This is a genomic window from Myxococcus sp. AB056 (assembly GCF_006547365.1).
In the GTDB taxonomy this organism is placed as follows: domain Bacteria; phylum Myxococcota; class Myxococcia; order Myxococcales; family Myxococcaceae; genus Myxococcus; species Myxococcus virescens.
Genome location: NZ_VHLB01000043.1, coordinates 19277 through 44049 on the forward strand (window position 1 = coordinate 19277; position 24773 = coordinate 44049).

Sequence of the window (24773 nt, forward strand, 5' to 3'; positions counted from 1 at the left end):
AGATTTCCGGCGCGTGACAGTGGGGTGGGCGCGGCGGAAATGTTAAGCGGCAGGTACATCGCCTTGGCCCGTTCTCACACCGACCGCGTGGACTCACTCTCGACCGGACAGGACCCTGGTGGCGCCAGCCACGGCGGGTCGGACGCCAGCGGGCTGGATACCGCCCTGCTGGACCAGATGCCGGAAGCGGTCGTGGTCTGCTCGCTGGACGCGGTCTGTGTCCATGTGAATCCCTCCCTGGAGCGGCACCTGGGCCGGCCGCGTCAGGAGCTGCTCGGCCGGAGGCTCTGGGAGCTGCACCCGGAGTGGGCGGAGCGTTCCTTCCAGGAGCGCTTCCTCCAGGTGGCCCGGACGGGCGAATCCGACGAGTTCGAATGCCACACAGCGCCCCAGGACCGCTGGTTCGTGAAACGGCTGTTTCGCGTCCATGAGCGGGTCGTCCTGTTCTCGCGAGACATCAGCGCGGAGAAGAAGCAGGAGGCGACGCTTCGGGCCCTCTACGACGAGATGCGCCGGGCGCAGCGGCACGCGGCCTTCCTGGCCCAGGCCAGCGAGGTGCTGGCGTCGTCCCTGGAGCACGACCTCATCCTGCAGCGCATGGCCCACCTCGCCGTTCCCATTTTGGGAGACGCGTGCTCGGTGGACCTCCCCATGCCGGACGGGCAGGTGCGCCGCGCCGCCGTCGCCTTCTCCAAGCCGGAGATGGTGGCGCCCGCGCAGGACTTCCAGGCGCGCTATCCCATCCGCCTGGAGGACGCGGCGGGTATCGGCAAGGTGCTGCGTACCGGCGTCACCGAGTTCATCCCGGACTTTCCCGCCATGCTCGCCGCCGCCCAGGGGGGCAGCTCGGCGTACCGGCGGGCCGTGGAGGGGCTGGGCATCAGCGCGTACATCATCGTCCCGCTCATCAGCCGGGGCCGGGTGCTGGGGGCGCTCACGCTGCTCAATTCGGAGTCCCGGCGCAGGTACACGGAGGCGGACGTGCGGCTGGCGGAAGACCTGGCCCGCCGCGCCGCCACCTCGCTGGACAACGGCCGGCTCTACACGGAGGCGCAGGAGGCCGTGCGCGCCCGGGACTCGTTCCTGTCCGTGGCGTCTCACGAGCTCAACACGCCTCTGACCTCGCTCATGCTCAACATCCAGGCGTTGCGGCGCGACATGGACCCGCGCGCCAGCAATGGCCCCGCGTCACCGGAGGCGCTCTCCACGAAGGTGGTGGCGGTGCAGCGGCAGGTCTCCCGCCTGTCGAGCCTGGTGCGCGAGCTGCTGGACGTGTCCCGCATCACCGCGGGGCGGCTGCGGCTGGAGCGCGAGGACCTGGACCTGGCCGCGCTCACCCGCGAGGTGGTGCCCCGCTTCACCGAGGACCTGGCGCGCGCGGGCTGTGCGCTGCACCTGGATGCGGAGGGCGCCGCCACCGGCCATTGGGACCGGCTGCGGCTGGAGCAGGTGCTGCAGAACCTGCTCTCCAACGCCATCAAGTACGGCCGGGGCCGCCCCATTGAAGTGCGGGTGGGGGCGGATGCGTCGCGCGCCTGGCTGTCGGTGAAGGACCAGGGCATGGGCATTCCGCCGGAGGGGCGCGCGCGTCTCTTCCAGCGCTTCGAGCGGCTGGCCAGCGAGCGGCACTACGGCGGACTGGGGCTGGGCCTGTGGATCGTGAAGCAGATTGTGGACGCCATGGAGGGGCGCATCCTCGTGGAGAGCGTGCCCGGCCAGGGCTCCACCTTCACCGTGGAGCTGCCGCGCCACCCGGCGTGACCAGGTGCGAGCGGACGCCGGAGGATACCACCCACAGTTGATGGGAGGTGCGCGTCACCGCCACGTGCAGGCGGCGGCGTGACTCGTCGTCCACCGGGTAGGCCCGCGCCGTCACGTCTGGGAGGATGACGTAGTCGAACTCCAGGCCCTTCACGCTGCCCACGTCGGTGACGTCCACGCCGGGCTCGAAGGTGAACTCGCCGTCGCTCACCAGCCGCGCCCAGGGCTGGTCGGAGACGACGCGGTAGATGGCCTTCGCGGACTCGGGGCTGCTGGCGATGACGCCCACGGAGGCGTGGGGCTCGCGGGCCACGAGGTCCCGGAGCGCCTCGCCGATGAAGAGCTGCGCCTGGGCCTCGTCGGGGAAGTGGTGGAAGCCCACCGGAGCGCCCGCGCGGCCGGTGGCGGCGGCCTCTGGGGCCTGCGCGCCCAGCACCTGCCGCGCCAGCTCCACCACGGGCTGGGGGCACCGGTAGGAGACCTGAAGCCGGCAGGTGGCGGCGTCGCGGATGTTGAGCTCGTTGAGGACGGCGGGCCAGCCCGCGAAGCCCGCGTCCGTCTGCTGCATCTCGTCGCCAGCCAGCGTGCAGCTCTTGCTCTTGCCCAGCAGCTGGCGGACGGCGAAGAGCTCGAAGAGGGAGAAGTCCTCGGCCTCGTCCAGCACCACGTGCGCCAGCCGCTCCAGGCCCAGCGAGGTGTGCTGGGCCTTGAGGAACATCAGGACGGGCAGGTCGTCCAGGTCCACCGTCCCGGCCATGGCGTCCGGCGTGTCGTCCTCGATGGAGCGCCCATCCACGGTGATGAGCCGCTCCGCGTCGGTGATGTGCTTGAGCGCCTTGGACAGCGGCGTGGCGAGCTGGAGGCGCGTGTGCTCCAGCGTCTCGTCGATGGCGGTGCGAGGAATCTCGCCCTTGGCGGCGGTAACCACGCTCTCCAGGAAGTGCCGGTCCATGTAAGCGTCCGCCATCCGCGTGCGCAGCCGCTCCAGCGTGGTGCCCGCGTCTGTCTTTGGCACGCCCACCCGGGCGGCCAACGCGCGCCGCAGGGTGGGGTGGCGCTTGAGGCGGGACACCAGCGGCGGCGTGTCATTCCACAGCTTGATGCCGGGCACGTTGAAGGCGGAGCGCGCGGCGGCGAGCAACCAGGCATCCCGCGTCTGCACGGCCACGTTGCCCAGGCCCAGCGGCGCCAGCAGCCGGCGGGACAGCCGCGCCAGCCCTTCTTCCGGGACGATGAGCTTCATGCGGGCCTGGGGGAACGTCTTCGGGTCGTCGAAGGCCAGCTTCGCCAGCCGGTGCAACGCCACGGTCGTCTTTCCACTGCCCGCGCTGCCCAGCACCAGCAGCGGCCGGTCCGGGCCGGTGCTGACGGCCTCGTACTGCTCGGCGTCCAACATGGCGGTGACGCCAAAGGCATCCTCGATGCGCCGCGCGCCCTTGCCGGTGCCCAGGAACTCCGGCCGCGCCGCTGTCCCCGCGCCGCCCGACTGGAGCGTGGCGAAGTCGCGGTTCACGCTGCGCCATGTGCCGTCCGCCAGGCGCTCCAGCACCAGCGCGCCGGAGATGATGCGCGTCAACACGCCGCGCTCGATGATGACCAGCCGGCGCGTCTCCACGCTGCCCTCGGCGAGCCGCTCACCGAAGTACTCCTCGTAGTCGTCGCCTTCCTCGTAGCAATAGAAGACACGGGCCACGGGAGCGAAGCGCCAGTCGATGACGCGCACACCAGCGCCCACGTCCGCGAACGTGGTGCGGCCCAGCAGGTAGTCGCGCGGGCCGCCTTCGCCATTGAGGCGCAGGTGCGCGAAGTAGGGGGCCTGTGGGTCGGGAAGCTTCACTCCCTCCTGACGTTCCAGGAGGGCGCGCATCTGGTTCATCTGCGCGAAGATGTGCGGCAGGTCGGCCACGGCAGCGGTGGAGGCGTCGTCCCGCAGCACCTGCAACTGGGCGACAAGTCCCTGGGCGTCCTGTCCGCGTGCGGACTTGCGCCGCGCGGCTTCCAGCGTGGACTGAACACGGGCCAGCAAGGCCTCTTCCTCGGCGATGATGGCGCGGGCATGGTCCGGCAGCGACGCCTCGACGTGGCTCATGCGCGGCAAGGTGAACCTCGGCGCCGTATGCGTCAACCTGTTGTTTTTCCTGAGAGAAATGCTGTCTTTTTGGTACTCTGTACCGGAAAGGGATGGACATGCGCGGTGTGACCCAGCGGCTGCTGCTGGTGGGGCTGGTGTTCCTGGCATGTACGGCCTCCGCGTCCCGCAAGGTCCTGTACGAGAAGGAATCGCCCTACACCCTCATCTCGGTGACAGAGGACGAGGAGGGGCGCCGGTACCTGGGCTTCGATGCCTCGGGGGCGCTGCAGAGCGTGGTCCGGCCGGGCAAGCCGCTGGACCTGGTGCTGCCCTACACGCAGGTCTCCATGGTGGGGCTGGCCTACGTGCCCGCGCCCAAGCGCATCCTCATCGTGGGGCTGGGGGGCGGGGCCATGCCCATGTTCCTGCGCAAGGTGGTGCCGCGAGCGCACATCGACGTGGTGGACATCGATCCGGATGTGGTGACGGTGGCCAGGCGCTACTTCGGCTTCCGGGAGGACTCGCACCTGCGCGCGCACGTCGGAGACGGCCGGCGCTTCATCGAAGCCGAGCGGCCCGCGTATGACCTCATCTTCCTGGATGCCTATGGCCCGGACAGCATCCCCGAGCACCTGGCCACGCAGGAGTTCCTGGCGGCGGTGCGAGCGAAGCTGAGCCCCCAGGGCGCGGTGGTGGGCAACGTGTGGGCCTTTCCGCCCAACCGTCACTACGACGCCATGGTGCACACGTGGCAGGTGGCCTTCACGCAGTTGTATGAGTTCATCGTGCCGCAGAGCTCGAACCGCATCCTGGTGGGCGTGGGGTACGAGGAGAAGGTGGCCGCCAAGACACTGGAAGCGCGCGCGGAGAAGCTGGAGCGCACCCGGGGCGTGCCGTTCGACTTGAGCGGGCTGGTGGACCGGGGCTACACGGACGCGACGGAGCGGCATCTGCGAGGCAAGGTGCTGAAGGACGCGGACCTGCCGAAGCCCGAGCCTGTGACGACGCCGGCGCAGGTCCGCTGAGCGCTTGTAGGGGGCTCGGACCTGCCTCACATCGACGTGTCTGTCTTCAGCGGTCCGTCCATGGAGGGGACCACGCCTTGGGATGCCGATAGCGGTCCTTCCGGGCGTCGAGGAAGGCGCGGAGCTTCGTGAGCGCGGGGTGCGCGTTGTCGCTACGCCAGACCAGGGAATGTGGGTACACGAGCATCGGGTTGCGGATGGGGATGCGGCGGAGGTTGTGCTCGGCCGGCCACACCAGCCGGATGTGTTCACCGACCAGGGTGGCCAGGCTCGAGGAGCCGGCAATCACCTCCAGGAGCGCATCGATGCCGAAGTCGGGACCGAGCGTGTCGATGGTGAGCCCGAATCTCGCGGCGAGCTCATCGTAATAGGCGGCCCACTCTGTTCCTGGGACGATGAAGGGCATCCAGACCTTGTGCTTCGCGAGCTCGGCCGGCGTCAGCGAAGTCGCAGCGGCGAGCCTGTGCGTATTGCTCGTGAGGAGCTCCACGGCGTCGTCGAGAACCCGGGCAGCCACGACGCCGTCGGTCAGTTGCTGCGCGGGCCGGGGGATGGCGCGAAACGTCGCGTCAATCGTCCCAGCCCGCACAGCGGCCAACGCGGTCTTCGCGTCGAAGAGATGCGTGACGACGTCGATTTCGATTTCAGGATGGGCGCTGTGGAAGTCCCGAAGGATGCGTGCGCTCCCGAGGTTCGGCTTGACCACGTCGACACGGAGCCGGCGGCGGCCAGGGCGCACGGAATCGGCTGCCCGCTCCGCCGCTTCGAGGAGGCTGCGAGCGTGAGGCAGGAACACCTGGCCGTCGATGGTGAGCTGAACGCCGCGTGGCGTCCGGACGAACAACCGGGCCCCGAGGCTGGCTTCGAGCGCGGCGATGCGCTTCGAGACGGCTTGCTGAGTCAGTGACAGCCTTGATGCCGCCTCTTGGAACTGTCCCGTGTCGGCGACGGCAATGAAGGTCCGCACCCCATCGAAATCCACGCTGCCCCGCCTCCGTTGCTCCAGTGTCGTCGGGGGAGGGTATCGCACGGGATTGGAGGGGGCCAGGGAACGGCACAACCCGCGGTTGTGTCTCAGGGGATATCAAGTTGTTTGATGTCTCAGTGATGCACTGGCTAGGGTTCTATTCAACGGCACGCACGCTTCAATGGCTGCCGTAATTCCAGGAGAACCGTTCCATGCATGGCGAGAAGCCATTCCTTCCCCGGGAGGTGCTGATTGGCACCCCTGAATCAGAGGTCATGTTCAGCAACATCCGGCGAGCGATGCGCCTGACCGCGGAATTGAACAAGCGCACCTTCGATGATGCCGAGGAGATCAGGGCGCTCTTCAGTGAGCTGACCGGCAGGAATGTCGACAGCTCGTTTTCACTCATCCCGCCGTTCTACACCGACCATGGCGTCAACATCCGCGTCGGGCGGAATGTGTTCATCAACCAGTGCTGTACGCTGATGGACATCGGCGGTATCGACATCGCTGACGACGTCATGATTGGCCCGAAGGTGAACCTCATCACGTCGAGTCATCCCCTGGAGCCCGCCCTGCGGCGTGCTTCCGCGGTCGCGAAGCCCATCGTGCTCCAGCGGAATGTCTGGATTGCGGCGGCCGTCACGATATTGCCGGGTGTGACGGTGGGCGAAAACTCGGTGGTGGGCGCAGGAGCGGTGGTGACCGAGGATGTGGCGCCGAACAGCTTCGTGGCGGGCGTCCCCGCCCGGCTGGTGCGACACCTGACTTGAGGGGCCACGGGGGCACGTCTCGGTGCCCCCTGGCCTCGCTCAATGTCAGGCGTTGGCGATGGACTTGGGCGGCAGCTTCAGCACCTGCCCGACCTTGATTTTGTCCGGGTCCTTGAGCTGGTCCTTGTTGGCCTCGAAAATCTTCGGGTACAGCTTCATGTCCCCGTAGATGTCCTTGGCCAGCTTGCTCAGCGTGTCGCCTGACTTGACGGTGTACAGGCCATACGGCGTCTCGTGCGTGACGGTGAGCATGACCATGACCTCGTTCTGCCAATTTGGATGTCTGGCCTTGATCTGGTCCCACATCCGGTCCCGGTCCCAGGCGTAGTCCACCGTCCCCTTGATGATGAGCTTGCCGTTCTCCTCGCGCGACTCGACCCTGGCGCCCACGTTCTTCGCCACGTCGAGCACGTCCTGGTAATCATTCTGCAAGGCCATGGTTGCTCCCTTTCGCCTGCGCACGCCGGAACGGGCGTGGTGCTGGGCGGGGCGCAATGTAGCCGCCTGCCCCGACGTGTCTGTCGCGCCTCGATGTCTCTGGGCGCGCGGATGGCGAGCGGTCAACAGAGTCCGTCCCGCGCCTGTCTCGGATAGACTGCGGGCGGAGGGAGAGGCGCGCCTCCCGCCCCGCGCGTCAGCGCCATGCGTTCGGCGCACGGTCACGGACAGTATTGCAGCGCGCACTCGTGCCGCTGGTCGATGCAGACCTGCGTCTCCTCGGGGTCCCCAAGGGCCTGACGAATGCATGCGGTGTAGGTGGTATGGCAGTCTTCACAGGTGGTCAGCGCCTGGACTTCGGCTCCGTGTGCCTCGTCCGTGCTGGCGGGGTCCCCCAGTCCCGGGTCCATGCCGCCACAGCCTGTCCCCATGAAGACCGCGGCCAGCGCTACGCCCATCCACGTAGCTCGCATGATGCCTCCCCCGTCGCGAAGACGGTCCTGTTGCGTTGTGGATTGCCAGAATTGCGGAGGTGCCTGGATGTGGCAATCGCGCCTGGAAGTCCCGGCGCTTGGCCTGTCTTCCCGCGGATGGTATGAGCATTCCGTCCGTCTGGCCTTGAGTCCAGGGCCAGCGCGGTTCGTGCACGGTCTTCGCCTCATCGCTGTCGAGATTCACTTCCGCTCGGGGGAGGCGGTGGGGAATGCCCCAGCGCGCCGCTCCCGGGTTCGTCCTTGGAGCTTGGATGTTTCGCCCGCGTATCTCCCTCCCTTCCGTCTGGCGGCCCCGTGCCGCCGTCGTTGCCCTGACGCTGCTGCTGAGCGCGTGCGCCACGCTGCCCCAGCGTGGGCAGATCGTCATGCGTGACGTGGCCTTCCCGTTGCGGGACTTCCGCTTCCCCTCGGGGCTCCGCGTGGTGGTGGAGCAGGATGCCCGCTCTCCCGTGGTGGCGGTGGTCGCGGTGGTGGGCGCGGGGGGCTCCAGTGACCCGGGTGGCAAGGAGGGCCTGGCGCACGTCGTGGAGCACCTGGCGTTCCGTTCGCGCCACGCGGGGAGTCCGTCGGTGTGGCGGCGCCTGGAGGCGTCGGGCGCGGGCTTCTACAACGCCTCCACCAGTTTGGATTACACGTCCTACGAGACGCTGGGCCCCAAGGAGGCGCTGCCCGTTCTCCTGAAGCTGGAAGGCCAGCGCCTGGCCGCGCCGCTCGCGGGCGTGAGCCCGGAGGTGTTCGCGGTCGAGCGCGAGGTGGTCCGCAACGAGCTCCGCCAGCGCAACGAGACGGGCTACGTGGGACAGGTCTTCAGCTGGTTGAACGCCGCGGCCTTCCCCGGTGGACACCCCTACGCGCGTCCTCTCGCCGGGACGCATGAGTCGCTGTCCGCGCTCAGCCTGTCGGATGCACAGCGCTTCGCCCGGGCGCACTACCGTCCAGACAACGTCACGCTGGTCATCGCCGGTGACGTGGACCTGGCGGCCGTGGAGGCCACGCTTCGGGCAAACCTGCCCGAGGCCTGGGTGGGGACAGGCGCACCCCTGGCGCTGGAGGCGCGTCTGCCCGCGCAGCCCGCGGCCCCGGCCACCACGCCCGCCCAGAAGTCGGTGCCCGTCTTCACCGCCGCCGTGCCCACGCCGGAGGTATATCTGTCCTGGGTGCTGCCGCGCGGCTTCGACGAGTCCAGCGCGGTCCAGGACTTCGTGCGCGCCACCTTCGGCCAGAACCTCTGGGGCGCGGTGCGCAACGACGGCGACATCGCGGACATCTCCACCAACCTGATTCCGGGGACGCGCGCCTCGCTGCTGGTGGTGCGGGTGCGGCTCAGCCGGGGCGACGACCCGACGCGCTCGGCGGGGAAGGTGTTGGACCAGGTGCAGAACGCGTGGGTCCAGGAGATTCAGCCCGGCTCCGTGCTGGGCCGCGAGTTCGATTTCCAGGCGACGCGCCGGCAGGTGGTGACGGGCATGGTGCTGGAGTCCGAGGACCTCATGTCCCGCACCGAGCGCCGGGCGTTGCTCACCCACTTCACGCAGGACGTGCGCTCCTACACCCGCTCGCAGGTGGCGCTGATGGGGCTCGGCGGCGGCAAGGTGACGGACTTCTCCTACCAGTGGCTGCAGCGGGACCGGGTGCGAATGATTGTCGTCCGTCCCGGTGAGGTGCCGGGCGCGGCGACGGCGGCCGCCACGCTATCCGCGGACGAGGAGCCCTGGACCACGCCCGCCGAGCAGGTGACGCCGTCCATGACGGCGGCGCTCGATTCGCCCGTGCAGGTGCTCAAGCTGGACAATGGCATGGAGGTGCTGCTCGCTCCGCGTCCGGGCCTCCCGGTGGTCCGCATCGGCGCGGCGCTGGGTGGCGGTTCGTCCTACGGCGCGAAGTCGGGGGTGGCGGACCTGGCCAACTGGGGCTCCTTCCGGGAGTCCTGGTTCGAGGGCCGCCCCAGTGACTGGGGCCTGCATTCGACCTCGTCGTTCCAGCGCGACCACCTGCGCGTCGGCATCTCCGGCACGGCCGGCAACGTCGGCAACATGCTGGCGATGCTGGCCGAGCAGCTCGACTCCACGCGGACCTCCGAGGACGTGGTGCGCTTCTACCGCGAGCAGGTGCTGCCCTGGCGCCAGGCGGTGGACTCGAATCCGGAGCTCCTGGCCGAGCGTCACCTCCAGAAGGCGCTGTATGGCACGCATCCCTTTGCGCGCGCCGCCACCGGCGCGGACCTGGCCCAGGTGTCCTGGACGGAAGCCGATGCATGGCTGAAGGACGTGTATCGCCCGGCCAATACGGTGGTCGTCATCGCCGGCGAGTTCGACGTGAAGGAAGTGGAGGGGCTGGCGCGCAAGTACCTCGGTGGTTGGAGCCGGGGGAAGGCGGCGCCCGTCGTCACGCCGGCCGCGCCGGAGCTGCCGGCGGCGTCTTCGGAGGCGACGGTCCTGCTCTCGCCGCGTCCTGGCGCGAGCCAGGCACAGGTGCAACTGGCCTGCCGGCTGCCCACGGCCACGCCTGAAGCAGAGGCGCGCTACGCGTTGATGGCGGAGCTGATTCACAATCACGCCTGGGGGGAGATGCGCTCGCGCCGGGGGGCGACGTACGGCTTCTCCGCGCGGCCCTGGCTGGGGCGCGGCGGCGCGGCCCACCTGGTCCTGGAGGGCGCGGTGGATGCGCAGCGCATGGGTGAAAGCATCAGCACCGTGACCCAGCTGCTCGCGTCCTTCGGGAAGGAAGTGCCCGAGCACGCGCTGGAGCGGGCTCGCAGGGGGATGCTGGCGTCCCAGGCCGTCTCCTTCATCAGCTCGGAAGCCTGGGTGAACGCGCTGCTGACCGCGCGCGTCCGGGGCTTCGAGCCGGACACGGTGACGCGCCGGCCCGCGCTGCTCCAGACGGTGACGGCCGAGTCCCTTCGGAAGGAGTTCGAGGGCTGCTCCCAGCGGCTCGTCGTCTCCATCACCGCGGATGAGGGCAAGGCGCGGCCCGTCATCCAGGCCATGTCCCAGCCGTAGCCCACCCCGGCCCCCTGCCTGCTGGCCATCCCGCCTGGCAGGGGCTGTCATCCACCTGCGTGTCCCTGGCTGCTTATCTTGAGGCCGCCAGGGACCAGCCAGGGGGGCGCCGCATGCGGTGGCAGGGTGGACGTCGCAGCTCGAATGTCGAGGACCGGCGGGGCAGTGGCCTGGGCCGCCCGCTGGCGCTGGGGGGCGGCGCGGCCTCCATCGTCGTGGCGCTGCTGGTGCTGCTGCTCGGAGGAGACCCTTCCGAGCTCGGGCTGGGCGGAGGCGAGGACCCTCGGAGCGTGGACGGCACGGGTGGTTCGGGCCAGCGCTTGGACCCCCGGCAGGAAGAGCTCAAGGACTTCGTGTCCGTCGTGCTCGCGGACACGGAGGACACCTGGCCGGAAGTGCTCGCGCCCGTGGGCGTGCAATACGCGCAGCCCCGGCTGGTGCTCTTCACGGACGCGGTGCAGTCCGCGTGCGGCTTCCAGGAGAGCGCGGTGGGGCCTTTCTACTGTCCACCGGACCGGCGCGTGTACCTGGACCTCGGCTTCTTCGACGAACTGGACCGTCGCTTCGGCGCGCCCGGTGACTTCGCGCAAGCCTATGTCGTGGCGCACGAGGTGGGGCACCACGTGCAGAACCTCCTGGGCATCTCGAGACAGGTGCAGTCACTGCGCGGACGCCTGTCCCCGGAAGAGGCCAATGCCCTGTCCGTCCTCCAGGAGCTGCAGGCGGACTGCTTCGCCGGCATCTGGGCCCACCATGCCCAGCGTCAGCGGCAGTTGCTGGAGTCGGGGGACGTCGAGGAAGGACTGGCCGCGGCGAGCGCCATCGGTGATGACACCTTGCAGCGGCGGGCCCAGGGCTACGTCGTCCCGGAGTCCTTCACCCACGGCTCTTCCGAGCAGCGCGTCACCTGGTTCCGGCGCGGGCTGGAGCAGGGCACGCTCGAAGCCTGTGACACCTTTGGCGACGCGGGCGTCGGAGCGCGCTGACGGTGTGCCCAAGGGCCCGGGTCAGCCGAGCCGGTCCACCGGTACCAGCAGCACGTCGCGCAGGCGCCAGTCCAGGCGTTTGAGGTCCTCGGCGGCGTTGCCCAGCCGGGTGACGAGCTCCGGTCCCCGCTCCTTCGGCACCAGGCGTACGTCCGCGCAGAAGACGTGTCCGTCCTCGCGCACGCGCACCTGAGCGGCCTCCACCCAGTCCAGGCCGCACAGGGCCTCGTGAATGCGGCGCGGCAGCGGCTCGGCGTGCTTCGAGTCGAGCGTGCGCGGCGCGCGGTCCATCAAGTCACCCAGCGCGGTGCGCAGGTGCCGCTGTCCGTCCCAGGCGATGTCCAGCGCGATGACCCCCGCCGCCACCGCGTCCGCCCACCACCAGCCCATGCCGATGCCCAGCACGCCCAACATGGCGGCGACCGCGGTGAGCCAGTCCGCCTTGTTCATCAGCGCGTCGGCGTGAAGCACCTTGTCGTGGAGCGACTCCGCCAGTGGCAGCTTCGCCCGTCCCAGCAACACGGACGGAATCGCCGACCACAGCAGGGCCGCCAGCATCAGCCAGCCCATCCACACGGTGTGGCCGAACAACTGCGTGGTCCCGATGGACGGGTATTCGGTGCGCACCAGCTTGAGCACGGACTCCACGAACAGCCACATCCCCATGAAGAGGAGCGCCACCGAGCCCACCAGGTACGCCACGGTGACGGCGCGGTGGTAGCCATAGGGGTACTCGGCGGAGGGCTTCCGGTGTGCCACCCGGCTGCCCACCAGGAAGGAGATGGGCGGAATGAGGCTGAGCAGGTCCTCCAGCCACGCCGCCTTCATGGCCTGGGACGCGCCCAGCGTGAGGTAGATGATGACGATGGCCGACGCCAGGTACGCCAGTGACCAGGCCTCCAGCCGCTGCGCGCGCTTGAGGGCGCGGTGCTTGTCGTCAGGCAAGTCTTTCGGGTCCACCGGGCCGCGCGCATGTCCGGCGTGTTGCCGTCGTTGCCGCCAGCTCATCGCCGGTCCTCCTCGGAGGTCGTGGGTGTCTCACCGGCTCTGGCGGAGGCGAGGAGGCGCCGCCGGATGGGCTCCGCGTGGTCGAGGACGAAGCGGTCCACGGTGAGCAGCCAGCGGTTTTCGCCCGCGGGCACCACCCAGATGCGCTGCTCCTCGCGGAGCACGTCTTCGCCAGCGGCGTAGCCCCATCCATCGAGCTGCCAGTCCCAGGCGGCCCGAAGGCCCGGGGCTTCATGCAGCCGCTCCACCTCGCGAACCCGGGCGCCCCAGGCCTGAAGCTGCGGCCCGGCGTCACTGCCCGGCGCCACGGAGACGGAGGCACCCTCCAGGGACTCCGGAACGGTCTGCCCCGGCGGCGCGCCCACACGCATCCGGGTGGTGAGGTAGGGCTGTCCCGCACCCAGCTGCTTCACCCAGGGGGACTTCGCGGTGATTCCTCCGACGACCACGTCCACCGCTCGCTCCTCCAGGGCGTGCATCAGCTCGGCTTCCGGGGCCACCGTCCAGGACACGCGCGCCCCCAGTTGTTCGGCGAGCTTCGCCACCGCCTCGGCTTCAGGCCCCGTGGGCTTGCCGTCCTGGAGGCCCGTCCAGGGCTCATGGCGCACGAGCCCCGCGCGCAGCACGCCATCTCGGACGATGCGCTCCTGCGTCCCGTGGGTATCCCGGGGAAGGCCACAGGCCCCCAGGAGCAGGGCCAGCCAACCGAACAGCAACACTCCGACACGCCTTTCACCGCGCACCGTCTGCGCCTCCCTTCGGTCCGTGAATCGCACCGGGAACGGTAGGCACGCGGCGGATGAGGCGCTACGCGCCCCGACTGCTCCTCGGAGTCACGGCGAAGAGGGGACCGCCTGCCTGCTCGCGGGCCCGGGACGCGTTCAATCCAGGTAGCCCCAGCGCTCCTCCTCGAAGACGAAGAAGGGGCGCCCGAAGGGAATCCTGTCCGTCCATCCCAGCACGTGACGGCGTGCGTCCGCCGGGCCGCTCACGTCGTAGGTGAAGCCGAAGTGAGGGCCGCTGAACCTGGCGGGTGGCAGCTGGGGGAGGAACTCCGGCACGAGCTGCTCCAGGGTGTCGGGGAGCTGTCCGTGCCGGGCCTGGTAGGCGCGGCAGGCCGCGATGAGCGTCTCGGCATTGCGTTGCGCGCGTTCCGCCTCCTTCTTCCCGGGGCGGAGCGCCATGTACAGCGTCAGGGGAATGCCGATGGCATTCCGCAGCAGCCCCCGAGCGGTGCCAAGGAATCGGTGGAGCGTCATATGGGCGAGACCATCGCATGACTGACGACTGCCTATCTTCTCCAAGAGGAGGACATCGCCATGCCAGATGTGGAAGCGCCGCGGCCGCTGTCCGAGCCGCCAGAGGAGGCGGAGGAGCGACAGAGCCGCTACATGGAGGAAGAGCCGGGCCACACGCCTGGGAGCGCGGAGGGCGACGACGAGGACGCGCCGCACCGTGTTCGCCCCTACCCGGACCCGGACCACACCCCGGGGCGGGCAGAAGGCTGAACCCAAGGCCGCCGGGAGGGCTGACCTGCCAGAGGACGTGGTAGGTGCAGGAATTCGCGCCCTTCTGGCGGCACCCTGCTGAAGTGTCGTGGGGGAGGGCGGCCTCGGGCGCGAAGCGCTGGGCCATGCCCTTCACGAGTCCCATGTCGAAGCGGCACGGGGAGGGATTGTCGAGGACCAGGCGGGCCTCGAGGAGCCAGGGGCTTGGACCTGAGCCCCTGCGGGAGCCGACGCTGTCTCTAACTGAAGTGGCGCTCCAGCACTGCGGCGACGTGTGGGTTCTTCTCCGCTTGAGTGGCCACTGCTGCCAGGGCGGGGCAGTTCTGAATGAACCAGGCCTTGTTCGGGCGCCAGTGCGTCATCACGGTGACGTAGAGGTCCAGCGCGCTGAAGCGCTTGCCGAGCACGTGGGGCTTGCCCACCTGGGCCTCGATTTCGCGCCAGAGGTTGGCGCGGCGCTCCATGACGGTGTCGCGCAGCCGGTCCGCGGCGGGACCGGGCAGGGTCCACTTCGGCGGGTCGTCCGCGTAGGTGAACGTCGGGTACACCGCGCCCACGAGGCGAAGCAGGAGGTTGAGGAAGCGCACGCGCTCGGGCGCCGTGGGTTCCGGCACCAGGCCGCTCTGGGGCGAGACGTCGTGCAGGTGCAGGATGATGGCCGCGCTCTCTGTCATCACCGCGCCATCGGGGAGGATCAGGGTGGGCACCTGCCCCAGGGGATTGAGCTTCAGCAGCCGGTCGCGTCCGGGACCGGGCTCCAGGTAGGGTAGCTCCGTCAGGCGGTGCGGGATGCCAGTGATGCTCAGCGCCATCTCCACGATGGCCGAGCCACATCCCGGTGAACCAATCAACTCATAGTCGTTCATGGACCGTTCCGTCATTCCCCAGAAGAGGGCAGTGGCTGCCTGTCGGGAACCCACGTGGGGACGATTTCCCCGGAGGCCGGAATCGTCAACTCCTCCCGGTGGAAATGGATGTGGCCGTGCCGTCACCAGCCTATGGCGACAGGTTCGCGAGGCGTAGCGTCCAGCAGTGAACCCAGGATGGAAGGCCCCGGACTCATGTGGATGTCACCCAACTCCACATCGCCTTCGAAGGGAACATCGACCGTGAGGGTTCGTGATGCCATCCCGGGGGCATCGAATCTCAGCGTCTGCACCCCAGATTTCAGGGTCGACCATTTGAAGGCGCCGTCCTGGGGGTCGACATAGAATTCGCGGTTGTTGAGGACGAAATTTGAGAAGGGCGCCCCATCGGGACCCAGGAGCCTGCCTCGGATTTGTGAATCACGTTGCATGACGATACGGAGGGGGGCCTCCCCCGGCTTCACAAGAAGTGCGAAGGTCTCGTATTCGGTCCCTCCCGAGGATTGTGCTGGGACGAAGGTATGGCCATCTATCGAGGCCGATATCGTGTGCGGGCCGGAAGACAGATGCCGCAGGACGAATCGCCCATCCGCGCCTGTGCGAACGCCGAAAGGTCCGCCGCATTTGAAGCTGACGGTCGGCGGCTCTGTCGCGTCAACTGGTGACTGCCGAGAGGCCGTGATAGTCGCGCCCTCCAGGGGCCTTCCGCTCGTTGTCACCACGATGCCGGAGACCGTCACACCTTCGGGAAAGCGCAGCTCCACCTGCGGCGGAGGTCCCTCTCGCAACTCGATGTCCTGGGCGACGGTTCGCCGGATGACACCCAGAACCTCCTTTTGTGCCCACACCGTGTAGTGCCCTGGCGGAACGGCCCCGAGTTGGAAGTGTCCCTGGGCATCTGAAGATGTATAGCGGCTGTGCGTGTCTTTCGCCTCGCGCCTGGCAAGGATGACGTCCGCATCGGGCACGGGAACATCGTGCTCATCCAACAAGATGCCTGACACAGTCGGGCCTTGCTTCAGCGAGATGCGGAGGTCGCCGCTAGGCGCGTGCACCGAAGCGACGTCCGGAAGGAAGCGCGGGTCAACGGCTTGGAGCCCCCAATCACCTGCGCGGCAGGCTTTCAGCTCGAAACGGCCGACGTCGTCCGTGGTCGTCTCATGAGCATGGTATGGCACCGCGGGGTTGCATTGGCGCTCCAACCTGAGCGTGACGTTCGAAGCGGGCGCCCCGCGTGCGTCGACTGCAACGCCGGCGATGGACACCGCGCGAAACAGGGTGATGGTGGCAGGGGACGTGGTCTCCGGAGAACTCAGCGTGACGACTTCGTCCAGATGACCCGGTGCTGACACCGTGACCTGGTTCATGTCGGGGCCGAAGGGGCCCAGACGAAAGCGGCCATCCAGGTTCGTTGTCGTGACGGGGTAGTCGATATCAAGGCGCTGCGGAACGACGGAGACGCGGGCACCTGGAATGGGCTGGCGCGCCTCGTCTTGAACGATTCCTTCGAAATGAGGTGCAGGCCGCAGTTCGAGTACCGTCTCAGCCCCGTTTCGTTCCTTCAGGGTGACTTCCTCGCTGGCAATCATCCCTTCATGGAAGGCCGACACTTTGAGGCCGTAGCCATTGCGGAGTCCGGAGAAATGAAACCGTCCTTTCGCGTCGGACGTGGCGAACTGAAAGGGGAAGTCATGTGGAAACTCCGCGGTGAGCTCGACGCGGGCGCCCGCGACGGGGCTTCCCTGGAAGAGGACTCGGCCTGCATGGTTCAGCGGCCGTGTGAGATGCACGCTGCCCCACGGAAGGGCGGTGGCCTCATTGAGATGGAGGAGCTCCGGTCGCCAGCCATCCTGCTTCGCCAGGAGGACGTAATGCCCATACGGCAGAGGGCCGATATGGAACCGGCCATCCGGACCTGCGATGCCGTCGAAGTATCGGTCCGTCGCCACGGAGACCAGGCTGATGCGGGCGCCTGGTAGCGGTACGTCCTCACCAAAGACGGTTCCCTCCACCCGTAAACCCGGAGCCAGCACCAACTGCAGTCCGTCGTGCGTCCCCAGGATGCCTTGTTGCACGGCCGCCCCGTCCTCGTTCAAGGCCCAGACCGACAGGATTCCGACGTCCAGTCCATCCAAGACGTAGGTGCCGTCACCGTCGGTGACCGTCTCTGCCTGGAGGATGGCTTCGCCCATGCGGGAGGAAACCCACTCCGTCAGAATGTCCTGGGCCGCCCGCGGGCAGTCATGCATGAGCCGGAGGGGTTTCCCCTCGCGGCGGGAGCCCCCTGTACCAGGCGCCCAGTCGGGACACGGCAGCTCTGCCAGGGGCTCCTCGGCCCGCGACAGGGCGGACACGCGAACGCCCGCGAGGGGGACTCCTCGCGCATCCACCACGGTGCCACGAATGCGCCGTCTCTTTTCGGGTTGAGGAAGCGAGCCCAGCGCCGCCATGCCTGGGGTGCCAGTTTCTTCGATGCGGTTCGCGGCTTGCGACGATGCGGCGACGCCTGCGCCTCGGGCGACGGCCTCTGACGTGGAGTTCGCATCCCAGGCGAGCATCCCGAGGACCCCGACGGCCAGAATCGTGAACGCCCCGCCGCTGCGCCTGCGCCGCTCCCTCGTCCTCGTCATGCCCCGACGGTAGGGAGCCGCGGCGGGGCAAGCCTCACGGAATCGTCATGATTGGCTCAGCAATCGCGCAGCACGCGCGTCGCGTGTCGGACGCCTCATGGAGCCCGCGTAGCCTCACCGAGCTGGGGGAATCCCTCCGCAAGGTGGTGCTGGCCCTGTGCCTGGGGAGAGAGCGACCTGGGGCAGCGTGCCCAGAAGTCACCGAAGCTGACGGTGGTCCGTTGAGGCGGGCGGCGTTTCCTGGGAGGAATGCGCAGACTGCACGCATCACTGAACCTGGAGGTCGTCCATGCAACTGTTCCTGACGGGCGCGAGCGGCTTCATCGGCGGCTCCCTTGCTCACTCGCTGAAGGCCCGTGGCCACGCCATCCGAGGGCTGGTCAGGGACAAGGCGAAGGCGGAGCGGCTGGCGGCGCTCGGCATCGAGCCCGTGCTGGGGGACTTGGAGGACCGCGCGCTGCTGACAGCCGAGGCGCGGCGCGCGGACGCGGTCATCAACGCGGCCAGCAGTGACCACGCGGAGGCCGTCGAGGCGCTCCTGGCGGGGCTGCGCGGCTCTGGCAAGCCGCTGCTCCACACCAGTGGTTCCAGCGTGATTGGCGACGACGCCCGAGGCGACGTGCTCTCCGACAAGGTGTTCGACGAGGACACCCCCTTCATCGTCGAGCCCGACAAGCAGGCCCGTCACGCGGTCGATACCAGCGTGCTCGGCGCCGAGGGAATGCGCGGCATCGTCCTGTGCAACACGATGATTTACGGCACGGGCACCGGGCTCAGCCCGGACAGCGTGCAGATTCCCCCGCTGGTGAAGCAGGCGCGCAAGAGCGGCGTGGTGCGCATCGTCGGCAAGGGCGTCAACCGCTGGTCCAACGTGCACATCGATGACGTGGTGGCGCTGTATCTGCTCGCCTTGGAGCGCGCGCCCGCCGGGGCCTTCTACTTCGTGGAGAACGGCGAGGCCTCCTACGCGGAGATTGGCGCCGCCATCGCCCAGCGGCTCGGGCTGGGGCCCGTCCAATCCTGGTCGGTGGAGGAAGCCAGCCGCGAATGGGGTGAAGGCCACGCGCGCTACTCCTTCGGCTCCAACAGCCGCGTGCGTGGCAAGCGCGCGCGCCGCGAACTGGACTGGAAGCCCCGGCACGACTCCGTCACGGCGTGGATTCGCGACGAGATGCCGCTCGGTTGAGTGCTAGTTCCAGGGGAAGATGGGACCCCAGACGGAGTGCGAGCTCAGCGCGACGGGGAGCTTGAGCGTCAACACCAGCCCCACCTCGCGGGCATGCCGCGTCCGCTCCTCGCCGCCGGGGCCGATGTCCCGCTCCCCGGCCAGGGGAATCCCGAAGCGCACGCCCAGACTGCCGAACACGAAGGCCAGGTAGGGCGCGACGTGCAGGCCCGTGGTCGCCACGCGCGTCCTGCTCGCCGTTTCATGCATGACGCCCAGCTCCACACCCCCGAAGAACAGGGTGCCCTGGAGCCCGGCGCAGAGCCGCGCGCTGCCGCGCTCCATCTTCTGTGCCTGCGCGAAGAGGCCCAGGGCGCCCACGCCCTTGAACCAATTGAGCGTCAATTCCCCGCCCACGCCCGTGCCGGACTCGTCCGCCCCGAATGCCGCGCTGTACAGGGGGCCCACGGACAGCCAGGTCTCTCTTTCAGGGAACAGCGTGATGTCCGCCCTCGCGGGCAGGGCGAAGAGCACGGACGCCGCCAGGAGCGGGACGGGAAGGCGCATGCGGCCGCCCGGATGCAACCACCGGGCCCTGTCTCTGCGCGAAGGAATGGCACGTCTTGCCTGTGCAAGGGACTGCACGTTGCGTCACCGCCCGTGCGCAGTCGCGGGGACGGACGGGGCGCGTCTGCTCATTTCTTCCGAGCCTTCGGCCCCGCGGGGCGAGCCGGCGCGGCGGAGGGCTCCACGGAGCCCAGCGTGACGGGGCCTTCGCGGTACAGGGCGTTGACCTTGCCGCCGCGAAGCTCCAGGGCCGCGAGGTTCCGCCCGTACCCGGTGCTCAGCCCGGTGTCGATGAGCAGCGCCTTGCCGTTGAAGCGCACCTTCACCTTGCCGTCGCGGTTCGTGGTGTGCCCCATGACCATGCGCCTGGCGCCATAACGCTTCAGCACCGCGTCCAGCGCGGGTTCGGCGTCCTGCGGCTCGCCCAGGGCGTAGCCTCGGAACCACAAGGGGCCCTGTGCGTCCCGCGCGCCGCCGGGGGGATTGTCGGGGAAGAAGTCCTGGCGCACCCAGCGGTTGAGTTCGGCCAGGTTTCCGCCGGGAACGCCGGGCGCGACGCCGCCGTGCACGAAGAGGGTGTCGTTGATGCGCACCACGGCGGCGTGCTTGCGCAGCCACTGGCCGTAGCGTCCCTGGAGGCTGTACGCGACGCGGTGCCCGTTGAGGCCGGGTGGGGAGCCGGCGCTGTCCTGCTCGGGGCTCTGGTCGGCGAACGAAGCCATCTCCCCGGGGTTCACGTAGCGCAGGTCACCCAGCATGTTCATGGCTTCATGGTTGCCGAGCAGGGCGTGGACCTGTCCGCCCGCGGCGAGCGCTTCCTGCTCCAGCCGCATGAGCAGGTCGAACGCCGCTCGCGTGTAGTCGCCCCGGTCCGGCACGTCGCCCGTCTGGACCAGGTGCGTCTTGCCGCCAATCCACCGGTCCTTCGCGTCGATGAGGCCGGCGAGCCGGAGCACCTCCTTCAGGGCGTCCACGTCACCGTGCACGTCCCCCACCGCCACCACGCGCTCCACGCCGGTGAAGGTGTCGGGGACCGAGTCCTCCAGCCGAGGCTGCGCCGGGGCATGGGGGGCGGGTGCCGCCGCCAGGAGCAGCGGGACGAGCACGAGCAGGGGGCGCGTGCGGAGCAAAGAGGGGGGCATGGGCATGTCCTCTGGTGAGACGGCGCGCCTGGGCTGGCCGGCCCAGGCGCGCTGGAGGACCTCAGCGTGTCACGCCCGCGCGGCCCTCGGTGCCTGAATCGCCTCCAGGCACCCGGGCCGCTCGGTCAGGCGACGGAGGGGCAGCGGTAGTCCCACTGCTGGTTCGGGTTGCCCGTGCACTCGTAGGTGATGAGCCGGGCGCCGCTGGACGTGTTGTGGTTCACGATGTCCACGCACTTGTTGGCGAGCACGCTGACCAGGTCACTCGCGGATGCGCTGCCGCACCCAGGTGGACGAGGTCGCGGTGGCCTGTCCCTGACGCGCGCGACGAACTGTACTGCTCCCTGGGTGCAGCACAGCGGGCGACACGTGGGGAGGACGTAGGATGGCGTCACGCCCATGCGCACCCACACTGAGGCCATTCCCTATGAAGTCCACCGCGATGACGGGTTCGTCGCCTCCGACGACCCCGCGCGCATCGACCTGGACGTCGTCCATGGCTACCTGTCCCGCTCATACTGGTCCGCGGGTATTCCCCGGGAGACGGTCGAGCGGGCCGCCCGGAACTCGCTCGTCTTCGGGCTCTATTCCTCTGGAGAGCAGGTGGGCTACGCCCGCGTCGTCACCGACCGCGCGAGCTTCGCCTATCTTTGTGACGTCTTCGTCCTGGAGTCGTACCAGGGGCGGGGCCTGGGCCAGTGGATGATGGAGGCGCTGCTCGAGCATCCCGACCTGCAAGGGCTTCGGCGGTTCTTGCTCGCCACGCGAGATGCCCATTCGCTCTATGCGCGTTACGGCTTTCGGCCATTGGGCGCACCCGCGTCCTTCATGGAGCGCCATGACCCGGACGTCTATGTTCGAAATCGAGAAGAGGGCGCGAAAGGGAAGACAAGATGAGGCTGCGGGCATGACAGCCGTGCGATGCTCAACTCCAATTGCTTCCTGCGGTTGATGCGTTGCTGGCTGTCTTTGGGGCTGGGCGCGGTGCTCCGGGCGAGCCAACGCACAGCGTCTTCGCTACTTCACTGAGACAGTTTCTTTCCAGAGACAGCTGTCTGGTTGTCGCGGGAAATAGCGAGGACAGGTCGCTGTTTCTTCGCCGGGTGCTTGTGACAGGCTTCAAGCGTTGTTACCTTTAAATTGCGAAATGCTGTTTATGCCGGGATGCGGATTTTTTGATGAGTCTGTCGTCCGAGGAGAGAGCAGCGTGCAACAGATTGAGGTCATTCGGCAGCTCGACCATCGGTTCCAGCATCAGGAGCCGTTTGGAAATTCATCGAAAATCGTGTTGCGTGTCATCGAACGCTACAAGTTCGTCCTGGAGGTGTTGTCGCGCCAGGACGCGCGGCTGCGGGCGCTGATGGAGCGCGTCGAGGCGCTGGACACCGCGTCCGTGAATGTCTTGTTCGGTGACCTGCTCGTGCGCGCCGCGCTGGAGACGGCCATCAGCAAGCTGGAGACGACGGGGCCGGTAGGGGCGGTGCGTGACACCTTCCCGGCGCTGCTCGGCGAGGCCCTCGATTCGCTGGAGGAGGGCCGTGGGAGGTCCGTCGCGCGCAAGGCGATGGGGCGTGACTTCACGGTGGGCCCTTTGGGCCGCACCTGGGTCTGGGACCTCCCGGACACGCCGTCGCGGGTTGGGGACCTGCTGCGCGACAGCATCCGCACCGGGTTCATGCCAGGGGCCAAGAGCAGCGTTGAAATCATCCGTCCGACGCCGCGCATGGTGGAGGGCCTGGAGCGGGCCTGTGAGCTGCTCCGGCGGCTGGTGCCGGAGATGGCGCAGAGCGTCTTCCTGCACCTGCACTGCATCGCCGTGGCGAACATCCGGGGCCCGCGTGGCCGGATGCTCACCGGCTCCGGGGGCGACGGCACGCCGTGCATGATTTTCATCGACCCGGACGAGCTGGAGAACCCGTGGGACACGGCGGGCCATATCCTGCATGAGGCGATTCACCTCAAGCTCTCCGACCTGATTCGCACGGGCGCCATCGTGACGGATGACGACCCGGTGGAGCTGCCCTGGGGACGGCGGACGGCCCTGTCCAACAGCGTCTTCGCCTACCACGCGTACGCGCACATGCAGGTGTTCCGCGAGGCGGTGAAGCACCTGGGGCCGGACTGCTACGCGGAGTTCGGAGCGCCTCGTGACTACGACGCTCCGGCCCACGCGATGTCGGTGGTGAAGAACGACGTCAAGCCCTACTCCCGGGCCGAGGAGCGGCTGGCGTACCTGCACTCGCAGCTCTCGGGCCCACTGTCGCCCCGGGTGACGCCCTACGGGCGCGAGCTCGTCGCGTGGCTCTGGGACACGGTTCGTCCCCTGGTGGACGGAGTCACCACGGGCGACACCGCTCCGCGCGCCGCGGCCTCCACGCCGTCACCGGTCAGCTCCAGCCGGGCGCCGTCCTCGGTGCGTTACCGGCAGGGGCGGAACCTCTCGTTGCGCCGCTCTCCGGCGTCAGAGGTGCTGTTCGCGCTGGACCCCACGTCTCAGAAGATCGTCACCCTGAACCTGTCGGCGTGGCTCGCCTTCGAGCTGTGTGACGGCAAGACGGAGGAAGAGGTCCTCACCTCGTACACGTCGTCGCTGGGGCTCGGGGCCGAGCGCGCCTGGGCCCAACTGGCGCCCACGCTCAGGGGCCTGGAGTCGAGCGGGATGATTGAGCAGGTCGCCGAGGGAGGTGCACCGTGACGAGTGGCCTGGGCGTCGTTCAGACGGCTGACCGAGCGCTGTCGCAGCACCCTGTGTTCGGGGACTCGCCGCGAATCCTGGCGAAGGTGATGACCCGTTACCGCTTTGGCGTGGAGTTGTTCGCGGAGCGGCTGCCGTCCCTGGCGCGCGCCGCGTCGACGGTGGAGGCGCTCAGTGACGCCGACGCGCGCCGCGTCTTCTTCGACCCGCTCGTGCGCCTGACGCTGGAGCAGGCCTTCTCCGGCCTGGAGGCGGGTCATCTGGCGTCGCCGCACCCGCTGGAGGAGATGCTGCCGGGCGCGCTGGAGGCGCTGCCGCTGGGCCTGTGCGAGTCGCGCATGCCCTCTCGCTTTCGGGTGGGAACGGAGGTGCCGAAGTGGCTGTGGGACGTGGCCCGGCCCGCGGACTCGTACTCCCGGGCGCTGCATGCCGCGTTCGACGGCGTCTTCGGCGCGAAGTCCAAGAGCGGCGGGACGCTCTTGAGCCCGGACGCCACCGCGCAGCGGAAGATCAACGACTCCATCGAGCTGCTCTCCCTGTTGCTGCCTGAGTCGGGCGCGAGCGCGCTGACCCACATCGAGGCCATCGCGCTGCTCAGCGCCCGGCTCGAAGGGGGCACCGTCCTGTCCGCCGCGGGGGGCGACCTGACGCCCTCCACCATCTTCCTGTCGTTGGAGGAGCTCGGGAACCCCTGGGACGTCGCCGGATGCCTGCTGCACGAAGGGCTTCACATGAAGCTCTTCGACGCGACGCGCTCGGTGGCGCTCGCGGTCCGTCCGGAGGAGACCATTCAGGTCCCCTGGCGTGACATCCGCTGGTCCATCGTCCGCACGGTGTTCGCCTACCACGTCTATGTGCACCTCTCGCTCTTCAAGGCGGCCGCGCTCACGGCGGACCGCACCCTGACGGAGCGGTTCGGGGACCCCTCGGCGTATGTGTCTCGCCCGCATGCGATGTCGGTGGTGAACAACGACAGCGCCTCGCGCTACGGCCGCTCGGTGGACCGTGCCCGCTACCTGGGAGAGATGTTGCTGACGGAGTGGGCCCACCTGCTCACCCCGCAAGGGCGCGACTTCGTTCGGTGGCTGAGCGAGTCCCTGGCGCCCGTGGACCGCGCGCTCTTCCTCAAGGACGCCGGCCCCCGAGCCCGTGAGCAGGAGCGGGCCGCGTACCGCAAGGTGAACGGGCTGCGGGTCCGCCCGTCGAAGCAGGGCGAGTGCTTGATGGTGTTCTCACCGGCCGCGCCACGCATCCAATGGCTCGACTTGAATGCGTGGCTGATTTTCGAACTCAGCGACGGCCGGACGTACTCCGACATGGAGCGGGCTTACCTCGAGGTTGTCGGCGCGAGAGTGGCCCCGGACGAAGCGCGCCGACAGTTGCGTTCGGGGCTCGACTCACTAGTACGCAGTACCCTCATAGAGCCAACACGGCAGCAAGGAGACGTGGCATGAACAACGGATCGCAGTGGCTGGAGACCGTGAAGAACCTGGTGGCCGAGAAGGACCTGCTCCAGGAGCCGAGCGTGACGTGTGGGTCGAGCGCGGAGCGCCAGTGGTGGCCTCCCTACGTCGTCAACGACACGTCCAAGAAGGAGGACTGACCCCCGGCGGGTCAGCCTGAATCCCTGACGTTCTGCCCGCCGTGTCCGCGCTCCCTTCGAGCCGGATGCGGC

At 68.7% G+C, this 24773-nt stretch carries 22 protein-coding genes and 1 pseudogene; 11 read left to right on the top strand and 12 right to left on the bottom strand.

The features are described from left to right. Positions 1-39: 39 nt before the first annotated feature. A complete protein-coding gene (locus tag FMP39_RS19675; protein ID WP_368667072.1) occupies positions 40-1761 on the top strand; it encodes a PAS domain-containing sensor histidine kinase in 1722 nt (573 codons plus the stop codon). On the opposite strand, the gene FMP39_RS19680 is transcribed toward FMP39_RS19675, so the two are convergent. After that, positions 1730-3850 carry an ATP-binding domain-containing protein gene (locus FMP39_RS19680; protein WP_141591868.1) on the bottom strand — a complete coding sequence of 707 codons (2121 nt, stop codon included), beginning with the start codon at positions 3848-3850 and terminating at the stop codon, positions 1730-1732. The two genes, FMP39_RS19675 and FMP39_RS19680, sit on opposite strands and share 32 nt — an antisense overlap. 92 nt (positions 3851-3942) lie before the next feature. On the opposite strand from FMP39_RS19680, the gene FMP39_RS19685 reads away from it, so the two are divergent. Beyond that, complete coding sequence (locus FMP39_RS19685; protein ID WP_141591869.1) at positions 3943-4857, top strand: fused MFS/spermidine synthase; 915 nt, start codon at positions 3943-3945, stop codon at positions 4855-4857. 46 nt (positions 4858-4903) lie between these two features. Here FMP39_RS19685 and FMP39_RS19690 read toward each other — a convergent pair whose 3' ends face one another. Further along, positions 4904-5839: a LysR family transcriptional regulator gene (locus tag FMP39_RS19690; RefSeq protein WP_141591870.1), complete on the bottom strand. Its 936-nt coding sequence runs from the start codon at positions 5837-5839 to the stop codon at positions 4904-4906. A gap of 197 nt (positions 5840-6036) precedes the next feature. On the opposite strand from FMP39_RS19690, the gene FMP39_RS19695 reads away from it, so the two are divergent. Next, entirely contained in the window at positions 6037-6597 is a 561-nt protein-coding gene (locus FMP39_RS19695) for a sugar O-acetyltransferase (RefSeq protein ID WP_141591871.1), read from the top strand. Between the two features lie 45 nt (positions 6598-6642). On the opposite strand, the gene FMP39_RS19700 is transcribed toward FMP39_RS19695, so the two are convergent. Together FMP39_RS19700 and FMP39_RS19705 are read right to left on the bottom strand one after the other, a co-directional pair. Continuing rightward, positions 6643-7035: a LysM peptidoglycan-binding domain-containing protein gene (locus tag FMP39_RS19700; protein WP_141591872.1), complete on the bottom strand. Its 393-nt coding sequence runs from the start codon at positions 7033-7035 to the stop codon at positions 6643-6645. Between the two features lie 221 nt (positions 7036-7256). Then, on the bottom strand, positions 7257-7508 hold the full coding sequence (locus FMP39_RS19705; RefSeq protein WP_228558143.1) for a hypothetical protein: 252 nt from the start codon (positions 7506-7508) through the stop codon (positions 7257-7259). Positions 7509-7780: 272 nt separating this feature from the next. Here FMP39_RS19705 and FMP39_RS19710 point away from each other — a divergent pair, with 272 nt between their 5' ends. Beyond that, a complete protein-coding gene (locus tag FMP39_RS19710) occupies positions 7781-10531 on the top strand; it encodes a pitrilysin family protein (RefSeq protein ID WP_141591873.1) in 2751 nt (916 codons plus the stop codon). A 113-nt stretch (positions 10532-10644) separates the two neighbouring features. Continuing rightward, positions 10645-11517 (top strand): neutral zinc metallopeptidase, encoded by an 873-nt coding sequence (locus FMP39_RS19715; RefSeq protein WP_141591874.1) that lies wholly within the window; start codon positions 10645-10647, stop codon positions 11515-11517. A 21-nt stretch (positions 11518-11538) separates the two neighbouring features. Here FMP39_RS19715 and FMP39_RS19720 read toward each other — a convergent pair whose 3' ends face one another. The 3 genes from FMP39_RS19720 to FMP39_RS19730 all read right to left on the bottom strand — a co-directional run bounded on the left by FMP39_RS19720 (position 11539) and on the right by FMP39_RS19730 (position 13784). Further along, on the bottom strand, positions 11539-12525 hold the full coding sequence (locus FMP39_RS19720; RefSeq protein ID WP_141591875.1) for a cation diffusion facilitator family transporter: 987 nt from the start codon (positions 12523-12525) through the stop codon (positions 11539-11541). After that, a complete protein-coding gene (locus FMP39_RS19725) occupies positions 12522-13244 on the bottom strand; it encodes an ABC transporter substrate-binding protein (RefSeq protein WP_194858478.1) in 723 nt (240 codons plus the stop codon). The genes FMP39_RS19720 and FMP39_RS19725 overlap by 4 nt, the downstream gene beginning before the upstream one ends. A gap of 162 nt (positions 13245-13406) precedes the next feature. After that, positions 13407-13784, bottom strand: coding sequence for a hypothetical protein (locus FMP39_RS19730; protein ID WP_141591877.1), 378 nt, complete (start codon positions 13782-13784; stop codon positions 13407-13409). Positions 13785-13844: 60 nt separating this feature from the next. Between FMP39_RS19730 and FMP39_RS19735 the strand changes: the two genes are divergently transcribed. After that, a complete protein-coding gene (locus FMP39_RS19735; protein WP_141591878.1) occupies positions 13845-14033 on the top strand; it encodes a hypothetical protein in 189 nt (62 codons plus the stop codon). 239 nt (positions 14034-14272) lie between these two features. Here the strand turns inward: FMP39_RS19735 and FMP39_RS19740 are convergent, their stop codons facing one another. Both FMP39_RS19740 and FMP39_RS19745 read right to left on the bottom strand, forming a co-directional pair. Then, a complete protein-coding gene (locus FMP39_RS19740) occupies positions 14273-14914 on the bottom strand; it encodes a glutathione S-transferase family protein (protein WP_141591879.1) in 642 nt (213 codons plus the stop codon). 107 nt (positions 14915-15021) lie between these two features. Continuing rightward, positions 15022-17529: a carboxypeptidase regulatory-like domain-containing protein gene (locus FMP39_RS19745; protein ID WP_141591880.1), complete on the bottom strand. Its 2508-nt coding sequence runs from the start codon at positions 17527-17529 to the stop codon at positions 15022-15024. A 289-nt stretch (positions 17530-17818) separates the two neighbouring features. On the opposite strand from FMP39_RS19745, the gene FMP39_RS19750 reads away from it, so the two are divergent. Then, positions 17819-18715, top strand: a complete 897-nt coding sequence (locus FMP39_RS19750) for an NAD-dependent epimerase/dehydratase family protein (protein WP_141591881.1) — start codon at positions 17819-17821, stop codon at positions 18713-18715. Positions 18716-18718: 3 nt separating this feature from the next. Here FMP39_RS19750 and FMP39_RS19755 read toward each other — a convergent pair whose 3' ends face one another. The 3 genes and pseudogenes from FMP39_RS19755 to FMP39_RS19765 all read right to left on the bottom strand — a co-directional run. Next, positions 18719-19261, bottom strand: a complete 543-nt coding sequence (locus FMP39_RS19755; protein WP_141591882.1) for a hypothetical protein — start codon at positions 19259-19261, stop codon at positions 18719-18721. Positions 19262-19389: 128 nt separating this feature from the next. Next, positions 19390-20409 (bottom strand): metallophosphoesterase, encoded by a 1020-nt coding sequence (locus FMP39_RS19760; protein ID WP_141591883.1) that lies wholly within the window; start codon positions 20407-20409, stop codon positions 19390-19392. Between the two features lie 119 nt (positions 20410-20528). Continuing rightward, positions 20529-20678 (bottom strand): annotated as a pseudogene (locus FMP39_RS19765) (RICIN domain-containing protein); the annotation flags it as partial. A gap of 124 nt (positions 20679-20802) precedes the next feature. Between FMP39_RS19765 and FMP39_RS19770 the strand changes: the two are divergent. From FMP39_RS19770 to FMP39_RS37480, 4 genes are all read left to right on the top strand, one after another. Beyond that, the gene (locus tag FMP39_RS19770; RefSeq protein WP_141591884.1) at positions 20803-21300 is read left to right on the top strand and encodes a GNAT family N-acetyltransferase; all 498 of its coding nucleotides are present in this window, start codon (positions 20803-20805) and stop codon (positions 21298-21300) included. Positions 21301-21610: 310 nt separating this feature from the next. Then, on the top strand, positions 21611-23098 hold the full coding sequence (locus tag FMP39_RS19775; protein WP_141591885.1) for an HEXXH motif-containing putative peptide modification protein: 1488 nt from the start codon (positions 21611-21613) through the stop codon (positions 23096-23098). Continuing rightward, positions 23095-24552 (top strand): HEXXH motif-containing putative peptide modification protein, encoded by a 1458-nt coding sequence (locus tag FMP39_RS19780; RefSeq protein ID WP_141591886.1) that lies wholly within the window; start codon positions 23095-23097, stop codon positions 24550-24552. The genes FMP39_RS19775 and FMP39_RS19780 overlap by 4 nt, the downstream gene beginning before the upstream one ends. Then, entirely contained in the window at positions 24549-24701 is a 153-nt protein-coding gene (locus tag FMP39_RS37480) for a hypothetical protein (protein WP_163884630.1), read from the top strand. The genes FMP39_RS19780 and FMP39_RS37480 overlap by 4 nt, the downstream gene beginning before the upstream one ends. Positions 24702-24773: the final 72 nt, after the last annotated feature.

Bases quoted from the DNA above. Each gene is read 5' to 3' on its own strand.
- FMP39_RS19750 (WP_141591881.1), top strand. From the start codon at position 17,819: ATGCAACTGTTCCTGACGGGCGCGAGCGGCTTCATCGGCGGCTCCCTT.
- FMP39_RS19695 (WP_141591871.1), top strand. From the start codon at position 6,037: ATGCATGGCGAGAAGCCATTCCTTCCCCGGGAGGTGCTGATTGGCACC.
- FMP39_RS19685 (WP_141591869.1), top strand. From the start codon at position 3,943: ATGGACATGCGCGGTGTGACCCAGCGGCTGCTGCTGGTGGGGCTGGTG.
- FMP39_RS19720 (WP_141591875.1), bottom strand. From the start codon at position 12,525: ATGAGCTGGCGGCAACGACGGCAACACGCCGGACATGCGCGCGGCCCG.
- FMP39_RS37480 (WP_163884630.1), top strand. From the start codon at position 24,549: ATGAACAACGGATCGCAGTGGCTGGAGACCGTGAAGAACCTGGTGGCC.
- FMP39_RS19715 (WP_141591874.1), top strand. From the start codon at position 10,645: ATGCGGTGGCAGGGTGGACGTCGCAGCTCGAATGTCGAGGACCGGCGG.
- FMP39_RS19745 (WP_141591880.1), bottom strand. From the start codon at position 17,529: ATGACGAGGACGAGGGAGCGGCGCAGGCGCAGCGGCGGGGCGTTCACG.
- FMP39_RS19705 (WP_228558143.1), bottom strand. From the start codon at position 7,508: ATGCGAGCTACGTGGATGGGCGTAGCGCTGGCCGCGGTCTTCATGGGG.
- FMP39_RS19735 (WP_141591878.1), top strand. From the start codon at position 13,845: ATGCCAGATGTGGAAGCGCCGCGGCCGCTGTCCGAGCCGCCAGAGGAG.
- FMP39_RS19770 (WP_141591884.1), top strand. From the start codon at position 20,803: ATGCGCACCCACACTGAGGCCATTCCCTATGAAGTCCACCGCGATGAC.
- FMP39_RS19730 (WP_141591877.1), bottom strand. From the start codon at position 13,784: ATGACGCTCCACCGATTCCTTGGCACCGCTCGGGGGCTGCTGCGGAAT.
- FMP39_RS19700 (WP_141591872.1), bottom strand. From the start codon at position 7,035: ATGGCCTTGCAGAATGATTACCAGGACGTGCTCGACGTGGCGAAGAAC.
- FMP39_RS19710 (WP_141591873.1), top strand. From the start codon at position 7,781: ATGTTTCGCCCGCGTATCTCCCTCCCTTCCGTCTGGCGGCCCCGTGCC.
- FMP39_RS19755 (WP_141591882.1), bottom strand. From the start codon at position 19,261: ATGCGCCTTCCCGTCCCGCTCCTGGCGGCGTCCGTGCTCTTCGCCCTG.
- FMP39_RS19680 (WP_141591868.1), bottom strand. From the start codon at position 3,850: ATGAGCCACGTCGAGGCGTCGCTGCCGGACCATGCCCGCGCCATCATC.
- FMP39_RS19740 (WP_141591879.1), bottom strand. From the start codon at position 14,914: ATGACGGAACGGTCCATGAACGACTATGAGTTGATTGGTTCACCGGGA.
- FMP39_RS19675 (WP_368667072.1), top strand. From the start codon at position 40: ATGTTAAGCGGCAGGTACATCGCCTTGGCCCGTTCTCACACCGACCGC.
- FMP39_RS19760 (WP_141591883.1), bottom strand. From the start codon at position 20,409: ATGCCCATGCCCCCCTCTTTGCTCCGCACGCGCCCCCTGCTCGTGCTC.